This window comes from Evansella sp. AB-rgal1 (assembly GCF_041820985.1).
Classification (GTDB): Bacteria; Bacillota; Bacilli; order Bacillales; family Salisediminibacteriaceae; genus Evansella.
Map to the genome: position 1 here is coordinate 64,178 of NZ_JBGUAU010000004.1, position 17,200 is coordinate 81,377.

Sequence of the window (17,200 nt, forward strand, 5' to 3'; positions counted from 1 at the left end):
TTATTTTTGCCGTTTTAATTTGCTTCATACTGTTTGTTGAATAGTCGTGTGAAATAATACTAATTGTATCGTTTCCATGAACATCTTCTTACTAAATTGTGTCTAACTTTCCGTATCTTCTTTGTATGTGATATTAATCACAATGAAACTCTATCCCATGTGGTATTTTAAAAACAGAAAACAAATTGTGAAACTATTCACAATTGGGAGAGGGGATCATAGTGATGAAAAAGCTAGTAATGATCGGTAATGGAATGGCTGGAATACGTTGTTTAGAAGAAATTCTGAAAATTGATAGAGATAGTTTTGAGATTACTGTAATAGGTGATGAGAAGCATCCTAATTATAATCGCATTATGCTTTCCAATGTTTTACAGGGGAAAACGACATTTGATGAAATAAACATAAACGATTGGAATTGGTACGATCAAAATAATGTCACATTACACTCTGGAGAAAGAGTGACGAAAATAGATACAGAAATGAAACATGTGGAAACGGATAAAGGAAATATTGTACCGTATGATGAGTTAATTATCGCAACTGGCTCTAGTGCGTTTATTTTACCTTTACCTGGAAAGGATCTAGAAGGAGTAATTGGATTCCGCACAATAGAAGATACACAAAAAATGATGGATATAGCAAAAATGAAGAAAAAAGCAGTAGTAATTGGGGGTGGATTACTAGGTCTAGAAGCGGCAAGGGGCTTGATTGATAGAGGGATGGAGGTTCATGTTGTTCATCTACTTCCTACATTAATGGAGCAACAGCTAGATGCCGCCGCAGCAAGATTACTAAAAAAAGATTTAGAGGCTCAAGGTATGAAGTTTTTAATGGAAAAACAAACAACGGAGATACTAGGAACAGATTATGTTGAAGGCATATCATTCTCCGATGGAACATCGTTGCAATGTGATTTGGTTGTTATGGCTGTTGGAATTCGCCCGAATATAGCATTGGCAAAAGAAGCGGGATTAGCAACTAATTCTGGTATTATCGTAAATGATTATATGGAAACATCCTGTCCATCTATTTATGCAGTTGGTGAGTGTGCGGAACATAATGGTATTGCATACGGACTAGTTGCACCATTGTATGAACAAGGTGTGGAGTTAGCGAGATTTCTCACTCATACTCTCTCAGGGGGATACAAAGGAAGTATTCTGGCCACACAATTAAAAGTAGCAGGCTGTGATTTGTTCTCTGCTGGAAAAATCCATGAGGATGATGAAACAGAAGCAATTATTGTTCATGATCAATTTGCTAGAGTGTATAAAAAAATTCTCGTAACAGACAAAAAAATCATAGGTATTGTTTTATATGGAGATGCATCGGATGGGAATCGCTTATTCTCCATGTTAAAAAAGGGAACAGATATAAGTGAATATACAAGCGTATCTGTTATTCAAAAAGCAGGGGAAGTTGCAAGTGAAGCGGCTATGGTAGCAGAAATGGCAGCTGATGAAACTGTTTGTGGATGTAATGGAATCACAAAAGGCACCATTGTTCAAGCAATCAAAGAGGAGGAGCTTACCACTTTTGACCAGGTAAAAACGTGTACAAAAGCAGGTGCATCTTGCGGAAAATGTAAAGTAACAGTAGAAGCAATTTTAGCCCATACGTTAGGAGATAGTTTTGATGCAAGTGCACAGAAAACAGGGATGTGTTCTTGTACAACATTATCAAGAGACGAAGTGGTAGCAGAAATACAAGCAAAAGGACTACAACATCCAAGTGAAGTACGTCATGTGTTAGGGTTTACACAATTGGAAGGCTGTTCGAAATGCCGACCTGCATTGAACTACTATATGAGAATGCTATATCCAAATGACTATGAAGATGATAAAGCATCGAGGTTCGTGAATGAAAGAATGGAAGGAAATATTCAAAATGATGGAACGTTTTCTGTTATTCCTAGAATGTATGGGGGAACAACAACTGCAGATGACCTAATTCGTTTCGGAGAAGTTGCTAAAAAATACGAAGTTCCTTTAGTAAAAATTACTGGCGCATCACGGATTGGATTATATGGGGTTAAAAAAGAAGATGTACCTCATGTATGGAAAGACCTTGGTATGAGATCGGGGTATGCATATTCGAAATCACTTCGAAATGTAAAATCTTGTGTTGGATCCCAATTTTGTCGTTTTGGTACACAAGACTCCTTACAATTAGGAATTGATTTAGAAAAGGCGATTGAGATGGTCGATACTCCACACAAAATGAAGATGGGCGTAACTGGTTGTCCACGTAACTGTGCAGAAGTACTTACAAAAGACTTCGGAATTGTCTGTGTGGAAAACGGGTTTCAATTATACTTCGGTGGTAATGGTGGTACAGAAGTGAGAGAATGTGACTTCTTAACAACGGTAACAACAGAAGAGGAAGTTATCGCATTTGCTAAAGCTTATGTACAATACTATCGAAAAACTGGTGTTTATGGAGAACGTACATCTACTTGGACGGAGCGCTTAGGAGTAAACGTCATTGTTGATACGATCATGGACGAGGAAAGAAGAGTAACTCTCGTTGAGGAGTTTGACATTGCAAAAGGAACGTATCAGGAAGCGTGGAGTAGTGTTTTAACGAATGATAAGAAACAAAAGCTGTATGAAGTTGCGAGAGTATAGGAGGTTATTTAGATGATTGCGACGAAAGAGCGAATAAAAGTAATGAAGGTAAATGATCTTCCGAAACAAATAGGTAAGGAATTGCATATAAAGGATAAGTCTATCGCCTTGTTTCACTTAACGAATGGTGAAGTATATGCGATCGGAAGTAGATGTCCACATACTAATGGACCTTTAGCAGAAGGAATTGTCTCTGGAGACTATGTGTATTGTCCATTGCAGGATTGGAAAGTATCACTTAGAACAGGCGAAGTGCAAAAACCGGATGATGGAAAAGTAGAAACGTATGAAACTGAGATATTTAATGACTACGTTTATGTGAAGGTGTAAACAATGGGTACAAAAAATGGGTATGTATCTTTTGTGGGAGCAGGCCCTGGTGATATGGGGCTAGTGACACAAAAGTGTTTGGACAGATTAAACAAAGCAGATGTCATTCTTTATGACCGGTTAGCTAATCCAAGACTACTACGCCATGCAAAAGATACTTGTGAATTTATATACTGTGGCAAGCTTCCTGATAGACACACGTTAAGACAAGAGAAAATCAATGAGCAGATCATTTACCATGCTTTATCAGGAAAATACGTTGTTCGTTTAAAAGGGGGAGACCCTTCGATATTTGGGAGAGTGGGAGAAGAAGCGGAAGCTGTTTCAAATTACAACATCCCATTTGAGATTGTTCCTGGAGTAACATCAAGCGTTGCTGCTGCGGCCTATGCAGGTATTCCAGTGACACACCGAGATTACAGTAATTGTTTCACGATAAGAACAGGCCATCGTTCCGATAAAAATTGCATGTATGATGCCAAAAGTGAAAATCTAGGAGACACGATTGCTTATTATATGGGTGTCAAAAATATAGAGGTAAATTGTAGGCAGTTAATGGATGAGGGAAAAGATCCAGATACTCCGGTTGCAGTAATAGAGTGGGCAACACTAGGGAAGCAAAGGGTTGCCGTAGCAACCCTTAAAACAATAAGTGATACTATTGCTAAGGAGGGAATCAAGAACCCAGCTATGACCATTGTTGGTGATGTTGTAAAACTACGTTCGAAATTGTCGTGGTTTGAAAAACAAGAATTCTTTAATAAAAAGGTACTAATTGTGGACGATACTTCTACTGGTCAAGAGATAGAAGCATATTTTTCAAATAAAGGTGCTGAAGCGTATACAATTCCAACGATATTAAAAAAGGAACTTGTTTTATCGAAAGAAAAGATAGAGGAGATTATATCATCGGAACAACTTGTTTTTTCAACCGCAGAAACGGTCACTTCATTTTTACAGCAGTTAGTAAAAAATGACTACACAACTTGGGAATTGCCACGTAAACTTGGTTTTGTAGAGGAGTGTGCGAGTACAGTTTTATCTCAAGTTGGTTTGAAAGGTAGAAAAGAAATCGAAAGTAAATCTTCAGCTTCAATACTTCAGACAAAACCTGTAGGAAGCATCAGTGGGGGAACATCTAATATTTATTATATACATGAGTTAGTTCAAGATAATAGATTTACGGAAGTTAATGAGAGGATGTTAAGAGAAGAGGACTGGAATACTGTTATATTTACTACAGAGACGTCTGTGGATTTTTATTTAAATGAAAGAAAGCGATTAGGTCTAGAGTACCAATCAACTCCTTTTGCGTATATAGGAGAATCAGTAAAAGAGTATGCTAATGCTCGTGGGGTTCTATCAATCGACCAGTCTATCCAATCGGAGTTATGTAATTACTGTATAAGGTGTGAAAAAGAATGAAAGAAGTTATAGTAGGATTTAGTGAAGCGGCTAAAAGTCGAGTTGATCAATATAATTCAAGTAAAAGTAGGTATTTTGTATCAACGATGCTAGCTGGATTTTTTGTGGGTTTGGGAATTATTCTTATTTTTACAATAGGTGGTATTCTTGAACCTACTGGTTTTGCAGGTACGAGAATTGTTATGGGAATTTCATTTGGTATTGCCTTAAGCTTAGTATTGATGGCAGGTGCGGACTTATTTACTGGGAATAACATGATCATGACGATTGGTACATTAGAGAAAAAAACGACATGGCCTGAGACGTACCGAATATGGACATATAGTTTTTTGGGAAATTTCGCGGGTTCCATAGTTGTTGCTGTGTTATATTTTTATTCAGGATTAGCTACAGGTAACACAGCTACTTTTATTACGAATATAGCTAGTGATAAAATGACTGCTCCGTTTATGGAATTACTTATTCGCGGTATACTTTGTAATATTCTTGTTTGTTTAGCGATTTGGTGTTCTATGAAATTAAAGAGTGAAACAGCGAAGTTAGTCATGATTTTCTGGTGCTTGTTTGCTTTTATTACTTCTGGCTTCGAACATAGTATTGCGAATATGACACTTTTCTCCGTTGCTTTACTAGTGCCAAGTCCTGAGTCAGTTTCTTTGATGGGTATGGGTGCAAATTTAATACCGGTTACTATTGGAAATATGATTGGTGGAATTGTGTTTGTAGGAGCGGCATATTGGTATAGTATTTCAGCACCAGCAGAGAAAACGAAAGAAAAATTTTCTATTAGTACTAATAAAAACTCTCTAGAAAAAGCACAATAAAAGAAACCACCATAAGATAATAAGGAACTCTCAACTAATATAAGTTGAGAGCTTTTTTTATGAAATATAAATTTGAAGAAAATAATATGGCAAGGTCTACTAATGTATGATCATTAATTGATTTGTTCTTTACTTTTTATGGCAGTGGAACAGGGATGCTATATGATATAATTACCTAAAATTATATTGGAGAGACTACATTTACACTACAGCTTGGAGAATTGCTATGAAGAAATTTATTTTTTTATTATTTATACTTAGTTTTATTGGATGTTCTTCAATTTCTGAGGAAGAGGAACCAATGGAAGTAGAGACAATGGCCGAACTTCAAGAAGAAGTTTTAAACATTACTATTACAGAGAACCTTCTTTCTTTAGAAAACTCAGAAGAGAGATCAGAAAATATCACACATGTAGTGATTCATTTTATGAATAACGCATCTAGAAATCAACAAGACCCCTTTAATTTAAAGGAAATTCATTCGATATTTATGGAGTATGGGGTTTCAGCCCATTATGTAATCGACAGAGATGGTGAAATCATTCAATTAGTGGAAGAAGGTCGTGTAGCTTATCATGCAGGAGCGGGGTTTCTGTTTGATTATCCCTTGTATGAAAATAGTTTAAATGCGTATTCAATAGGAATCGAGCTTCTTGCTATAGGAACAGAAGAAGAAATGCTTCCTGTTATGACTAGTGAGGCATACCAAACAATTCATCCAGAATTTATTGGATATACAGAGGAGCAATATGTTTCGCTAAATAATTTATTAGAAGTTCTATATGTAAGGTATCCAGATATTAAACAAGATAGACGACATATCATTGGTCATGATGAATATGCTCCTGGAAGAAAGCAGGATCCAGGAAGTTTGTTTGATTGGACTAAGATCGGGTTTAGTGAGTAGTAAACGGAAATAATGATTTAGTCTAACCTGAAAATACATGTATTATTAGAAGTCATAATATAATGATTTGCTAATTTTATTGGCTTGTATTCCATTTGCTGCTACTTTCTCTTCGCTTAGTAAGATATCTTTTATACAATAGAATAATTTCCATGGACACAATTCACTATGCGTTCCAAGTATTTGTCCTTATGAAATACTCTAGACAATAAACAATAAGAGTAAAAAAAGGACAGAGGCGATGCGGAGATGAACGTGGTAACAGACTTAGGTGAAAGAAGGCGAAAGAAGCAATGGAAATTTGAACGGAGTATGCTTCGAACATTATCCATTGATGATATGAGAAAAGATGTACACGATCAATTTTTCCATAATCTCGTGGGTCAGTCAGTTGGTAAACTGTATCTGATTGATTACTGTCTAGACATTGGAATAGACGCGTATCTTTTAGGCTCAGAATATGGACGTTTTGGTTATTTCGGTGAATCACAAGAACGCGTACAAGAACGCTGTAAAGAGGAGCTAGAGACGTATATAGGACAAACAACAAGTCAGTTCTCCTCTTGGTTTTCCTTAACGGAAGAAGAGGAACGGATACAGTGGGAAAAAAGTAGAGTATTTATTTTACGATGGTGGAATAAGGGCTTCCAAGAAGGCGAGAAAAAATTCCGACTTCGCTTACATTAAAACAATCATAAAAAAAGACTCGTCCCATATATATAGAAAGTAGAACAAAGGGGGACGAGCTTATGAAACGGGTTTGGAAGCTAATTGCTATTGCATTTGGAATAGGATTAATTATTGCTGTTATAGAGATGCAATTTATCAGTAAAAACTCCACTGGATGGCATTTACCACTCTCGGGGAAAGTCATTGTAATTGACCCTGGTCATGGAGGAATAGATGGAGGTGCGTCTTCTAAAACAGGTACGTTAGAGAAAGATGTTACACTACAAATCAGCTTTTTGTTACGGGACTATTTGCAGCAATCAGGAGCATTAGTTCTCATGACAAGAGAAGGTGATCATGATTTAGCCTCGGAAAGTACCAAACGAGTCAGATCCCGTAAGGTTGAGGATTTACGGAGGCGAGCATCCTTAATTAATGAATCAAATGGGGATTTATTTGTATCAATCCATTTAAATGCAATTCCATCACCAAAATGGCGTGGTGCGCAAACATTTTATAATCGATCTGTCGAAGGTAGTGAAACACTTTCTAAGCAAATTCAAGGCGAATTAAGAAGAAATTTGGAAAACACAAATAGAGAAGCTAAACCGATTAACAGTGTATATATTTTACAACAAGCAAATATTCCTGGTTCTTTAGTAGAAGTTGGTTTTTTATCAAATCCTTCAGAAGCGGAATTGTTAAAGTCAGAGGATTACCAACAAAGTGTTGCTGCATCCATCTATGAAGGCATATTACGATATATGAGTGAAGACCCTTTACCTGATGCAGGGTAAGGGTTTTTTTCCTTTATAGTCCTCCCTAGGAAAAGGGAACTGGCTGGAGCGAATGGAAATACAATTGAACAAAGTTTGTAATACTAGATAAGGTAACCACTAAGGAGAGGTCGAATTATAAGGATAGGTCTGAACAAAGTTTTAATTTGAGCACGTTGAGAAAGCGCCTGTCCAAAAGGTATGTGATATAAATCAACATGATTAGAAATGGAATATGATATACTATACAAGTAGTGAGAACGAATACATATTTGGTATAAAGGGCGGTGTTACTATGATAACAGAAGAACAAGTGCTTCAGGCGTTGAAAAGCGTCCAAGAGCCTGTTTTAAAAAAGAGCCTCATTGAACTTCAGGCAGTAAAAGAACTTAAAATTAAAGAAAATATGGTAAGTCTTAAATTAGCAATAGCACAACCAGGTACTGCGGAACAAATGCAGCTTCAACAGGAAGTAGTAACTGCAGTAAAAGGTGCTGGAGCAGAGTCTGTAGGCTTGCGCTTTGAAAAAATGGCGGATGAAGATATCCAACAATATGGTGGACAGGCAACAGAGCAGAAAAAGTCATTATTAGAGCAAACAGATAGAACTGCTTTCATCGCTGTTACAAGTGGAAAAGGTGGAGTAGGAAAATCGACAGTATCTGTTAATTTAGCAACTTCATTGGCTCGTAAAGGCAAGAAAGTAGGAATTATTGATGCAGATATATATGGTTTTAGCGTTCCAGATATGATGGGAATTGAAGAACGTCCGAAAGTGGTGGATCAACGTATTTATCCAGTAAACCGTTTTGGTGTTCAGGTTATTTCTATGGGCTTCTTCGTAGAAGATAACTCACCAATTATCTGGCGTGGTCCAATGCTTGGAAAAATGCTCAACAACTTCTTCTCTGAAGTGGAATGGGATGATCTTGATTATCTTATTTTAGATTTACCGCCAGGAACAGGAGATGTAGCATTAGATGTTCATTCCATGCTTCCTACATCCAAAGAAATAATTGTTACAACACCACACGCAACTGCCGCTTTCGTTGCAGCAAGAGCTGGTGCGATGGCTATTAAGACTGAGCATGAAATTTTAGGTGTTGTTGAAAACATGGCTTATTTCGAAAGCCAAGTATCTGGTGAAAAAGAATATGTTTTTGGTAAAGGTGGAGGAGAAAAGCTTGCTAAAGAGTTAAATAGTGAAGTCTTGGCTCAAATTCCATTAGGTCAACCTGAAATAGAGGAAGAAAACTTTGCGCCTTCTATTTATGCCGAAGATCACCCAATTGGTAAAATATATTTAGAAATGGCACAAAAAGTAATTAACAGCGTAGGGAAGTAAATCTATATAAACAAATTATGTAAAAAAGGCGCTTCCCATAAGGAACGCCTTTTTTACCTTGGTATATGGAGTGATCTATCTACACTATAGTGTAAGTTACTCACTACCATCTTCACCTTCTTTTTGTTTTTCTGGATCCTGTTTTTTCATTTGTTCTTCCGCTACTCTGGACAATATCTCATTGATTTTAGCAACGAAAAAAGGACTTTCAAAAGCCTCTGTCATAACAGTCATCACTTGCTGTCGGTATTCCTTGCTCTTCATTAAGTTTAGGTATTCTTCTTCCATTTCAGGATCCTGTAAAACCTCAATCATCATTCCTTGATATTCAGGGTCTTTCATCAGACTTTTGAGGATTTTTTCATTTTCGTTCTGCATACTTTCAGCAAACGACTTTGCAAACTCTGGATCTTGCATCACACGTTGCCAATATTCTTTTCCTTCTTCAGAAGTCAATGTTGTTTGAATAGTTTCTCTTACGTAATCTTGATCCATCACTAATGCAGTTTTTACTTCATCATCTTTTAAAACCTCTTGGATTGCTTTTTTTCCCTCTTCTGTCTGAAGCATATCAACCATCATTTTTTTTGTGCTTTCATAACTAGGTTGAGAAGAGTTTTGCTCTTCCATTGCTGCACAACCGGAAATAAACAAAATGAAAATGAGCCCAAATGAAAGCAATATTCGTTTGATCGGATATCTCACAGTAGTCGGCTCCTTTCCCGAAAAGTTATATCTATAACAAATGCAAGGCACTTGGTTCATTTGTTGAATTAGTCACTAATAATATGGTTATTTTTATGTCAAATTATGCAGTTTAGTTTTACCTAATAGGGAGATATAAAAGATTATGTAGAAAAAACTAGCGGAGGAATTTGTTTTTTTGATAAAATAAAAGATGGACTGAATTATCTAGGAGGATAAACATTGAATACACGAAAAGTTGTTTTTTTATTTTATACAACATTGCTAATTGGCACTTTTTCTGGGTTTCTAATTGCGTTTATTTTAGATTGGAGAACTCACATTAACGATCTTTCAAATGGGCAAATTGGTGGGTTTATAATGATTTTAATAACCCCGGCAATTTGGACTGTTATTGCACAGATGGGCTTTTTTGCATACTTAACTATCCATAGGTTCGGGTTGGGGATTTTTAAATCAGTAAAGCTTTGGAATAAAATCCAAGTAGTTCTCATTGCGTTTGTGTTATTTGATTTAATGTTTTTTCGACATTTACTATTTGCTGAAGATGGACAAACGATGTTTAGTTTTGTAGGATTGCCTCTCTTGTTGCTAATGTATGGACTTATAGTGGCATATCTTAAAAGTAAGGATACTAATGCAAGTGCATTCATTCCTACTTTGTTTTTTATGGTTTGTGTGACAACAATAGAATGGATACCAGCTTTACGGGAGAATGATACAATCTTTTTAATATCAGCTATTGTCCCATTATTGGTGGCAAACACATGGCAAGTTTTGGTATTGCATAGATTGCATGAACCTGAGGATAAAGTGAGTAAGGGCAAAAATACGAAAGTAAAAACACAACCAGTAAAATAATACTCACAAGGCGACTAGTTAGGGATATTCCAACTAATCGCCTTTTCTTATTATTGAACCTCTTTTGTAGAGACTTCTGCTCCAGATAAAAGGTCGGAAACAGAACTAAACGTAAATCCTTGTTTTTTTAAATTATTAATTAATTCAGGCAATGCTTCATTCGTTTGTTTTGCAGAATCAGATGCGTGCATTAAGACAATATCCCCATTCGTTACATTAGAAACCACATTATCGATAATTTTATCAACCCCTGGATTCGTCCAGTCTTCTGAATTTATGCTCCAATGAATAATGTCGTAATGTAACGTATCTGCTACCCTTAATACTCTTTCATCAAAACTTCCGTTTGGCGGACGTAAATATTTTGTCGTTTGTTTACTAACTTCTTGAAGGATTCGATTTGCTGTTTGAATGTCTTTCTTAATTTTTTCTTCATCCCATTTTGTATAATGATCATGCTCAAACCCGTGGCTTCCGAGTTCATGTCCATCTTCTAAAATGCGTTCAATAATTTCTGAATGTCTTTCTGCCCAATCAGCAGATACAAAAAATGTTGATGTCACATTACATTCTTTTAGCGTATCTAAGATTGGAATTGCTCTTTCCTCTCCCCAACTAATATTAAAAGTAAGGGCAATTTTTTTCTCATCCGAGTCAACTTTGTAAATTGCCACAGGCTTATCATCTGTGGAAAAAACAGGTATCTGAGATCGTTCCACATATAGTATACCTGCTGTAAAAAAAGCTGCAATTGCAATGATCATGTATCGTTTTAGCGTCTTTGCGTTCCACACCCAAATGAAATTCATAACTTCTCCTCCTTGTCCACTCTTTACTTCATATGTATTCAGTGGACAGGCATGTATGAATAAAATTTTGGAAAAAGGAAAATAATTTCTTGTATGGCAAGTAATTAAGAGTATATATTTTGTATTATTTATCGATAAGCTTTTTACATGAAGGTTTAAAAAAGAGCGTATATGAGAACAGTTGATGTTAGAGAAAAACAAATCGTATATAAAGCTTTATACAACATTCAGTAGGGGGTACATACATTCATGATAGGAATGATGTTAACGAATAAAGAATCTCAAGAGATGGAATATTTACTTAAAAGAGAGCTTGAAGAGCTTCTATTAGATCTAACTGATTCACGAATAGATGGTGTTGTAAAACGAGCAATGGAAGAACGATATCAAATGATATTTAAACTTTATAAGCGATTTACACCTCAAAAAGAATACTTAAAATACGTTCGAAATAAACAGTATTCTAATCAATATAAAACGTCTGAAGATTAAGCGATCAACGGAATTACTTTACTTTAACCAATAATATACGGGCTATCTTAAAATAAATGATTAACCTCTTGCATTTTTCGAGAAAAAATAGTATTATAGCAAATGTCCTAAATAACGGACCTTAAGAAAAGGATTCAGTTTTTTATGAGCAAGGGAGTTTTTTATAATTTTAACATTCCACAGTAGCTCAGTTGGTAGAGCAATCGGCTGTTAACCGATCGGTCGTAGGTTCGAGTCCTACCTGTGGAGCCATGCTTCCTTAGCTCAGTAGGTAGAGCGCATCCATGGTAAGGATGAGGTCAGCGGTTCAAGCCCGCTAGGAAGCTCCAAGATGGCCCGTTGGTCAAGTGGTTAAGACACCGCCCTTTCACGGCGGTAACACGGGTTCGAATCCCGTACGGGTCACCAATGTGATCTGACTTGAGCAGGTTACAAAGTTAATATCCTCGATGGGCTATAGCCAAGCGGTAAGGCAACGGATTTTGATTCCGTCATGCGAAGGTTCGAATCCTTCTAGCCCAGCCATTTTTTGTTTGACTTTGCAGCCAGACACCGTCGGAAGATATCATGAATCATCATCGTAGAATACGCTACGAGCTATTAGCTCAGTTACGAGCGGTTACATCGTCGAATGTGAAAAGGCATCGAAGCATGAGCTACAACTGCGAGTTGTTTTGACGCACAAAGCATCAAAGTGATACTAGCAGAGGAAAAACAGGTAAGACATCGGAGCATTACATCGTCCGAAAGCATCATGAATCATCATCGTAGAATACGCTACGAGCCATTAGCTCAGTTGGTAGAGCATCTGACTTTTAATCAGAGGGTCGAAGGTTCGAGTCCTTCATGGCTCACCATTTTCATTTTTTAGTCACCATTGAATAATTGAAAGCATATGTTCTATAGAGGAGAAACAGGGAACTACGGAGCGTTTACATCGTCCGTAAGCTACATGAAATACATCCTCGAATAAACTACGGGGCCTTAGCTCAGCTACGAGCAAAGCATCACCGAGTAAGCTGCGAGTTGTTTCGACGCAAAAAGCACCAAAGCATAAGCAAGAAGAGGAGAAACAGGGAACTTCGGAGCGTTTACATCGTCCGTAAGCTACATGAAATACATCCTCGAATAAACTACGGGGCCTTAGCTCAGCTGGGAGAGCGCCTGCCTTGCACGCAGGAGGTCAGCGGTTCGATCCCGCTAGGCTCCACCAATACATAAAAAACTACCTCCTTGGGTTTAATTTATCTAGGAGGTTTTTATATGAAAAAAAAAGCCGCAATGCGACTTTTTTAAAAGATAAGAATTTATAAGTTTTTTTGAACTTAGAAAGGTGTCTAGCTCCAGGCGCCAGGACCTCGTGTCAATAACCTGGAGGATTAAAAGTAAAAAGCACTTTTTATCGTCTAGAACATTTGCATTTCGGTCAAAAGGGCGCCTTGGGCTTTTCTTATATAGTGTATTAATTTGATTTTTTTTCATATGAGATTACATAGTACTTATTAAGGAGTTTGTCCAAGTGAGTGCTAACTTCTACAACCTCATTTGAGGTTCTACTCATTTTATTTGATAGTTTATGCATTTCATCCCTCGCTGTTTCAATCTCTACCAAAAGCCTTTTCTGAGATACTGTGTTATTCATAGCAAGTCCTCCCTTATATTGAATGAACAGTTTCTCTCCTCTTTATGTACATGTTACCCACTAGGATCTATCATGAAACCTTTCTTGTTAAATAATAGTGAACAAAACAGGTGTTATTAAGACATTCTCTTCCTTTTTTTGAAAATTATAATGGAATTTTCACTTTCCAATGATAAAATAATTATATTGTGAAACCTTGTAGGGGTTGTTTTCGTATAGAAGGTGACCGTGGGGAAGCGGAGGTAGTACGGTTATGGATGCAGTAGTAAAAAAAATAATATTAGAAGTGAAAAAAGGGAATCAAAATGCCTTTTCAGAACTAGTAGAATTGTATAAGGATAAAGTGTATCAAGTTTCTTACCGAATGCTAGGCAATGTTCACGAGGCACAGGATGTATCACAGGAAGCTTTCTTACGAGCATATATTAATATAGAGACGTATGATATGAACCGTAAATTTTCTACATGGTTATTTCGAATCGCGACAAATCTGGCGATAGATCGAATACGGAAGAAAAAGCCAGATTTTCATTTAGAAGACCAAGTAGCAGGTACGGAAGACCTTACATACTATTCTCAATTTGCTTCGGATGATGAATTGCCAGAGGACCAAGTAGTACAGCTAGAAATGCAAGAATGGATACAGCACGAGATTATGTTGTTACCACCTAAATATCGTTCTGCTATCATTTTAAAGTATATGCAAGATCTCTCTTTAAAAGAGATTAGTGACATATTAAACTTGCCAGTAGCAACAGTGAAAACAAGAATACATCGTGGCAGGGAAGCATTACGAAAGAGGCTAAATGACTCATGAGTCGTGGAGAGGAGGATTAATGATGGCATGTAATAAAGAATTCGCGGAGAAAGTTCACAAGTATCTAGATGAAGATGTTACTTTACTAGAGAAAAAACAACTAGAAAGTCATATTATAAAGTGTGAAAAGTGTGAAAAGCAGTTAAGGGACCTAAAGAAAACCATAGCCATTATACAAAGCGCCTCCCACATGGAAGCGCCAAATAATTTCACGGCAAATGTGATGAGTCAACTTCCCAAACAATCTTATAAAAATAAGTGGAAAACATGGATGAGAAGACATCCGTTTGTTCTGACTGCTGCAGTTTTCTTCTTAATGTTTGTAATTAGTGTTCATTCTGTCTGGACAGAAGGTAATAAGGAGATAATTGTAAAGGGAGATGGCCACTTTATCGTAGATGAACAACGCAGAGTGGTGGTTATACCAGAAGGGCAAACCATTTCAGGAGATTTAGTTGTGAAAAATGGGAATGTAGAGGTTAATGGTGAAGTGTTAGGGAACATCACGGTTATAAAAGGAGAACAATATTTGGCATCTGCTGGTCATGTTGCAGGTGAAATTCAGGAAATCAACCAAGTATTAGAGTGGCTGTGGTTTCAAACAAAATCATTTTTCTCCGATGTAATAAGTTTTATTGATAGTAACGATGATAAAAGTATTAATGACTAAAAACACATAGGAGATTCTCCTATGTGTTTTACTTAGGGTTCTAAAACATAAACAAATATATTTTGTGTTATAATGTTAAAGTTACGAAAACTGTGGAATAAATGATAATGTATATAGTTCGACTTAACCAAAGTCCATTTTGGGGGAAAGAAACATGCTTGAAAATATTTCGTTACTAGCAATGTTTGTTATTGTCATAGATATAGTGCTTGTAGCTTATGTGATCTATAAGCTTATAATGGTAATTCGAGGTACACGTGCCGTGCAGCTCGTAAAAGGGATTACTGTCATTTTAGTTGTATGGATACTAAGTAGATTTTTCGGATTGATCACCTTAGAGTGGGTTACGCAACAGGCAGTAGTTTATGGTCCGTTAGCGATTATTATTATATTCCAACCGGAGCTGAGACGAGCACTGGAGCAATTGGGGCGAGGACGTTTATTTGCTAAGAGCTCTGTGGCAGAGGAAGAAGAATTGAAAAATTCTATTGAACATATTATTAAAGCCTCTAGTTATATGGGGAAACGTAGAATTGGAGCATTAATCTCACTTGAACGTGAGACTGGTATGAACGATTATATTGAAACTGGAATTTCCATGAACGCTCGTCTTACATCTGAGCTACTGATTAATGTTTTTATTCCCAATACACCGTTGCATGATGGGGCAGTTATTTTAAAAAATAATGAAATTATGGCAGCTGGCTGTTATTTACCTTTATCAGAGAATCCATTTATCTCAAAAGAACTAGGAACGAGACACCGTGCGGCATTGGGAGTTAGTGAGGTAACAGATTCCATTACATTAGTTGTTTCAGAGGAAACTGGGGGCATTTCGGTAACAAAGAATGGAGAACTACACCGAAATCTAGATGAAGACGCACTACGGACTTTATTAGAAAATGAACTTTTGAATAGAGATCAACAAAATGGAACTTCTCTCTGGCAGTGGGGAGGTAAGAAAAATGGATAAATGGTTTCATAATACATGGTTTATTAAAGGAATATCCTTGTTAATTGCAATTATGTTATATCTCGTAGTGAATATGGAAAGTGGAACAAATCAACCTGGGGGGCTTCCCATCACTCATGGGACAAAGTATCTTGGAGAAGTGGAATTAAATGTCCTATATGATGAAGAAAATTATGTGATTACAGATGTGTCATCAGAAACGGTCGAAGTTAACTTACGAGGACCACAAGCTATACTAACAAGCTTATCTCTTGAGAGACCAGTAAGATATGAATTATTTGTAGATGTTAGAGATATGGAGCCAGGAGAATATTATGTAGAAGTACAACACCGAAATTTTCCTAGCGATATTTCTGTAAATATACAGCCTAGAAATGTTAGAGTTATTATCCAAGAGCGACAAACAATTTCAGTACCTGTCCAAATAGAACTGGTAAATGAAGGTGATATTGAAGCTGGATATACCATAGGTACTCCAACATCATCACCTTCGAATGTGGATATTACAGCAGCTAGAGGTATTATTGATCAAATTGCTTATGTCCGTGCTAGTGTAGATGTAGCAGGGAGAAATGCTACATTCCAAGAAACGGCAAGAATCGTTGTACTAGATCGAAACGGAAATGAGTTGAATCTCAATACTGATCCACCTGCAGTAGATGTAACAGTTCCTATTACAAGCCCTAATAAGGAAGTACCGTTACGGATTGGAAGAGGGGGAGAACTTCCAAGTGGAATTGCTATAGACTCTATTACACCGGAACCAGCAACAGTGACGATTTACGGTCCAGTTCCTGTAATTAATGAGATTTCTTTTATTGATCTAGAAGAGATTAATTTGGATTCAATCACGGAAGATACAACTCTTGAAGTAGAAGTTCCTATACCGAATGGGGTCGAACGTGTAGAGCCTGAGGTAGTTACAATAACAATTGATGTAACCCAAGAAGAAACAAGAGTGTTCTCAGATTTTGTCATAGATGTTACTGGAGTACCTGAAGATTATACTTACTCATTTTTATCTCCAGAAGAAGGAACACTTAACCTTAATGTTATGGGAAGTCCAACAGTATTAGGAAGATTAGAAAGAAGTGATTTACAATTATACGTAAATCTGGAAGGATTATCTGCAGGAGAGCACGAAGTTCCACTCCAATTTAGTGGACCACAGAATGTTTGGATGAACACAGAGCGTGCAACTGTTCAAGTTCTAATCTCCGATACTGAATCTCAAGAAAGTATGTCATTCAATGATGAAAGTGAAGTAGAAGAAGACGAACAAGAAGTAGAGGATACTTCTTGAGAATATGTGGGAGTTTTCAAAG

At 36.8% G+C, this 17,200-nt stretch carries 17 protein-coding genes and 6 tRNA genes; 20 read left to right on the forward strand and 3 right to left on the reverse strand.

Annotated elements, in window-relative coordinates; translation table 11 throughout:
• The first annotated feature begins 221 nt into the window (after nt 1–221).
• The 8 genes from nirB to ACERII_RS04315 all read left to right on the forward strand — a co-directional run bounded on the left by nirB (nt 222) and on the right by ACERII_RS04315 (nt 8,906).
• Nucleotides 222–2,630, forward strand: coding sequence for a nitrite reductase large subunit NirB (gene nirB / locus ACERII_RS04280; RefSeq protein ID WP_373640324.1), 2,409 nt, complete (start codon nt 222–224; stop codon nt 2,628–2,630).
• A gap of 12 nt (nt 2,631–2,642) precedes the next feature.
• The gene (gene nirD / locus ACERII_RS04285) at nt 2,643–2,960 is read left to right on the forward strand and encodes a nitrite reductase small subunit NirD (protein ID WP_373640326.1); all 318 of its coding nucleotides are present in this window, start codon (nt 2,643–2,645) and stop codon (nt 2,958–2,960) included.
• A 3-nt stretch (nt 2,961–2,963) separates the two neighbouring features.
• Nucleotides 2,964–4,385, forward strand: coding sequence for a uroporphyrinogen-III C-methyltransferase (cobA, locus tag ACERII_RS04290; RefSeq protein ID WP_373640327.1), 1,422 nt, complete (start codon nt 2,964–2,966; stop codon nt 4,383–4,385).
• Entirely contained in the window at nt 4,382–5,209 is an 828-nt protein-coding gene (locus tag ACERII_RS04295; RefSeq protein WP_373640328.1) for a formate/nitrite transporter family protein, read from the forward strand. Before cobA ends, ACERII_RS04295 begins: the two co-directional genes overlap by 4 nt.
• A 226-nt stretch (nt 5,210–5,435) precedes the next feature.
• Nucleotides 5,436–6,116, forward strand: coding sequence for an N-acetylmuramoyl-L-alanine amidase (locus tag ACERII_RS04300; RefSeq protein ID WP_373640329.1), 681 nt, complete (start codon nt 5,436–5,438; stop codon nt 6,114–6,116).
• A 249-nt stretch (nt 6,117–6,365) separates the two neighbouring features.
• Nucleotides 6,366–6,803, forward strand: coding sequence for a DUF2521 family protein (locus ACERII_RS04305; protein ID WP_373640331.1), 438 nt, complete (start codon nt 6,366–6,368; stop codon nt 6,801–6,803).
• A gap of 62 nt (nt 6,804–6,865) precedes the next feature.
• Complete coding sequence (gene cwlD / locus ACERII_RS04310) at nt 6,866–7,582, forward strand: N-acetylmuramoyl-L-alanine amidase CwlD (RefSeq protein ID WP_373640333.1); 717 nt, start codon at nt 6,866–6,868, stop codon at nt 7,580–7,582.
• Nucleotides 7,583–7,856: 274 nt separating this feature from the next.
• On the forward strand, nt 7,857–8,906 hold the full coding sequence (locus tag ACERII_RS04315; RefSeq protein ID WP_373640335.1) for an Mrp/NBP35 family ATP-binding protein: 1,050 nt from the start codon (nt 7,857–7,859) through the stop codon (nt 8,904–8,906).
• 96 nt (nt 8,907–9,002) lie between these two features.
• On the opposite strand, the gene gerD is transcribed toward ACERII_RS04315, so the two are convergent.
• On the reverse strand, nt 9,003–9,611 hold the full coding sequence (gene gerD / locus ACERII_RS04320; protein WP_373640337.1) for a spore germination lipoprotein GerD: 609 nt from the start codon (nt 9,609–9,611) through the stop codon (nt 9,003–9,005).
• Nucleotides 9,612–9,833: 222 nt separating this feature from the next.
• Here gerD and ACERII_RS04325 point away from each other — a divergent pair, with 222 nt between their 5' ends.
• Nucleotides 9,834–10,472, forward strand: coding sequence for a KinB-signaling pathway activation protein (locus ACERII_RS04325; protein WP_373640339.1), 639 nt, complete (start codon nt 9,834–9,836; stop codon nt 10,470–10,472).
• Between the two features lie 50 nt (nt 10,473–10,522).
• Here the strand turns inward: ACERII_RS04325 and pdaB are convergent, their stop codons facing one another.
• A complete protein-coding gene (gene pdaB / locus ACERII_RS04330; RefSeq protein ID WP_373640341.1) occupies nt 10,523–11,281 on the reverse strand; it encodes a polysaccharide deacetylase family sporulation protein PdaB in 759 nt (252 codons plus the stop codon).
• Nucleotides 11,282–11,530: 249 nt separating this feature from the next.
• Between pdaB and ACERII_RS04335 the strand changes: the two genes are divergently transcribed.
• The 7 genes from ACERII_RS04335 to ACERII_RS04365 all read left to right on the forward strand — a co-directional run bounded on the left by ACERII_RS04335 (nt 11,531) and on the right by ACERII_RS04365 (nt 12,986).
• A complete protein-coding gene (locus ACERII_RS04335; RefSeq protein ID WP_373640342.1) occupies nt 11,531–11,773 on the forward strand; it encodes a hypothetical protein in 243 nt (80 codons plus the stop codon).
• 176 nt (nt 11,774–11,949) lie between these two features.
• Nucleotides 11,950–12,025: transfer RNA gene (locus tag ACERII_RS04340), tRNA-Asn, on the forward strand.
• 1 nt (nt 12,026) lies between these two features.
• A tRNA-Thr gene (locus ACERII_RS04345) sits at nt 12,027–12,102 on the forward strand.
• A 4-nt stretch (nt 12,103–12,106) separates the two neighbouring features.
• Nucleotides 12,107–12,181, forward strand: a tRNA-Glu gene (locus ACERII_RS04350).
• 42 nt (nt 12,182–12,223) lie between these two features.
• Nucleotides 12,224–12,298, forward strand: a tRNA-Gln gene (locus ACERII_RS04355).
• 256 nt (nt 12,299–12,554) lie between these two features.
• Nucleotides 12,555–12,630: transfer RNA gene (locus ACERII_RS04360), tRNA-Lys, on the forward strand.
• A 280-nt stretch (nt 12,631–12,910) separates the two neighbouring features.
• Nucleotides 12,911–12,986 (forward strand) — tRNA-Ala (locus ACERII_RS04365).
• Nucleotides 12,987–13,235: 249 nt separating this feature from the next.
• Here the strand turns inward: ACERII_RS04365 and ACERII_RS04370 are convergent.
• On the reverse strand, nt 13,236–13,415 hold the full coding sequence (locus ACERII_RS04370; RefSeq protein ID WP_373640343.1) for an aspartyl-phosphate phosphatase Spo0E family protein: 180 nt from the start codon (nt 13,413–13,415) through the stop codon (nt 13,236–13,238).
• Nucleotides 13,416–13,668: 253 nt separating this feature from the next.
• Here ACERII_RS04370 and sigW point away from each other — a divergent pair, with 253 nt between their 5' ends.
• From sigW to ACERII_RS04390, 4 genes are all read left to right on the forward strand, one after another.
• A complete protein-coding gene (sigW, locus tag ACERII_RS04375; RefSeq protein ID WP_373640345.1) occupies nt 13,669–14,232 on the forward strand; it encodes an RNA polymerase sigma factor SigW in 564 nt (187 codons plus the stop codon).
• Nucleotides 14,233–14,254: 22 nt separating this feature from the next.
• Entirely contained in the window at nt 14,255–14,902 is a 648-nt protein-coding gene (locus ACERII_RS04380; protein ID WP_373640346.1) for an anti-sigma factor, read from the forward strand.
• A 154-nt stretch (nt 14,903–15,056) separates the two neighbouring features.
• Entirely contained in the window at nt 15,057–15,875 is an 819-nt protein-coding gene (cdaA, locus tag ACERII_RS04385) for a diadenylate cyclase CdaA (RefSeq protein WP_373640347.1), read from the forward strand.
• A complete protein-coding gene (locus ACERII_RS04390; protein ID WP_373640348.1) occupies nt 15,868–17,178 on the forward strand; it encodes a CdaR family protein in 1,311 nt (436 codons plus the stop codon). Before cdaA ends, ACERII_RS04390 begins: the two co-directional genes overlap by 8 nt.
• Nucleotides 17,179–17,200 lie beyond the last annotated feature (22 nt).

Coding starts and splice junctions, on each gene's coding strand:
- nirD (WP_373640326.1), top strand. CDS start 2,643: ATGATTGCGACGAAAGAGCGAATAAAAGTAATGAAGGTAAATGATCTT.
- cobA (WP_373640327.1), top strand. CDS start 2,964: ATGGGTACAAAAAATGGGTATGTATCTTTTGTGGGAGCAGGCCCTGGT.
- ACERII_RS04295 (WP_373640328.1), top strand. CDS start 4,382: ATGAAAGAAGTTATAGTAGGATTTAGTGAAGCGGCTAAAAGTCGAGTT.
- ACERII_RS04300 (WP_373640329.1), top strand. CDS start 5,436: ATGAAGAAATTTATTTTTTTATTATTTATACTTAGTTTTATTGGATGT.
- ACERII_RS04305 (WP_373640331.1), top strand. CDS start 6,366: ATGAACGTGGTAACAGACTTAGGTGAAAGAAGGCGAAAGAAGCAATGG.
- cwlD (WP_373640333.1), top strand. CDS start 6,866: ATGAAACGGGTTTGGAAGCTAATTGCTATTGCATTTGGAATAGGATTA.
- ACERII_RS04315 (WP_373640335.1), top strand. CDS start 7,857: ATGATAACAGAAGAACAAGTGCTTCAGGCGTTGAAAAGCGTCCAAGAG.
- pdaB (WP_373640341.1), bottom strand. CDS start 11,281: ATGAATTTCATTTGGGTGTGGAACGCAAAGACGCTAAAACGATACATG.
- ACERII_RS04335 (WP_373640342.1), top strand. CDS start 11,531: ATGATAGGAATGATGTTAACGAATAAAGAATCTCAAGAGATGGAATAT.
- ACERII_RS04370 (WP_373640343.1), bottom strand. CDS start 13,415: ATGAATAACACAGTATCTCAGAAAAGGCTTTTGGTAGAGATTGAAACA.
- sigW (WP_373640345.1), top strand. CDS start 13,669: ATGGATGCAGTAGTAAAAAAAATAATATTAGAAGTGAAAAAAGGGAAT.
- ACERII_RS04380 (WP_373640346.1), top strand. CDS start 14,255: ATGGCATGTAATAAAGAATTCGCGGAGAAAGTTCACAAGTATCTAGAT.
- cdaA (WP_373640347.1), top strand. CDS start 15,057: ATGCTTGAAAATATTTCGTTACTAGCAATGTTTGTTATTGTCATAGAT.
- ACERII_RS04390 (WP_373640348.1), top strand. CDS start 15,868: ATGGATAAATGGTTTCATAATACATGGTTTATTAAAGGAATATCCTTG.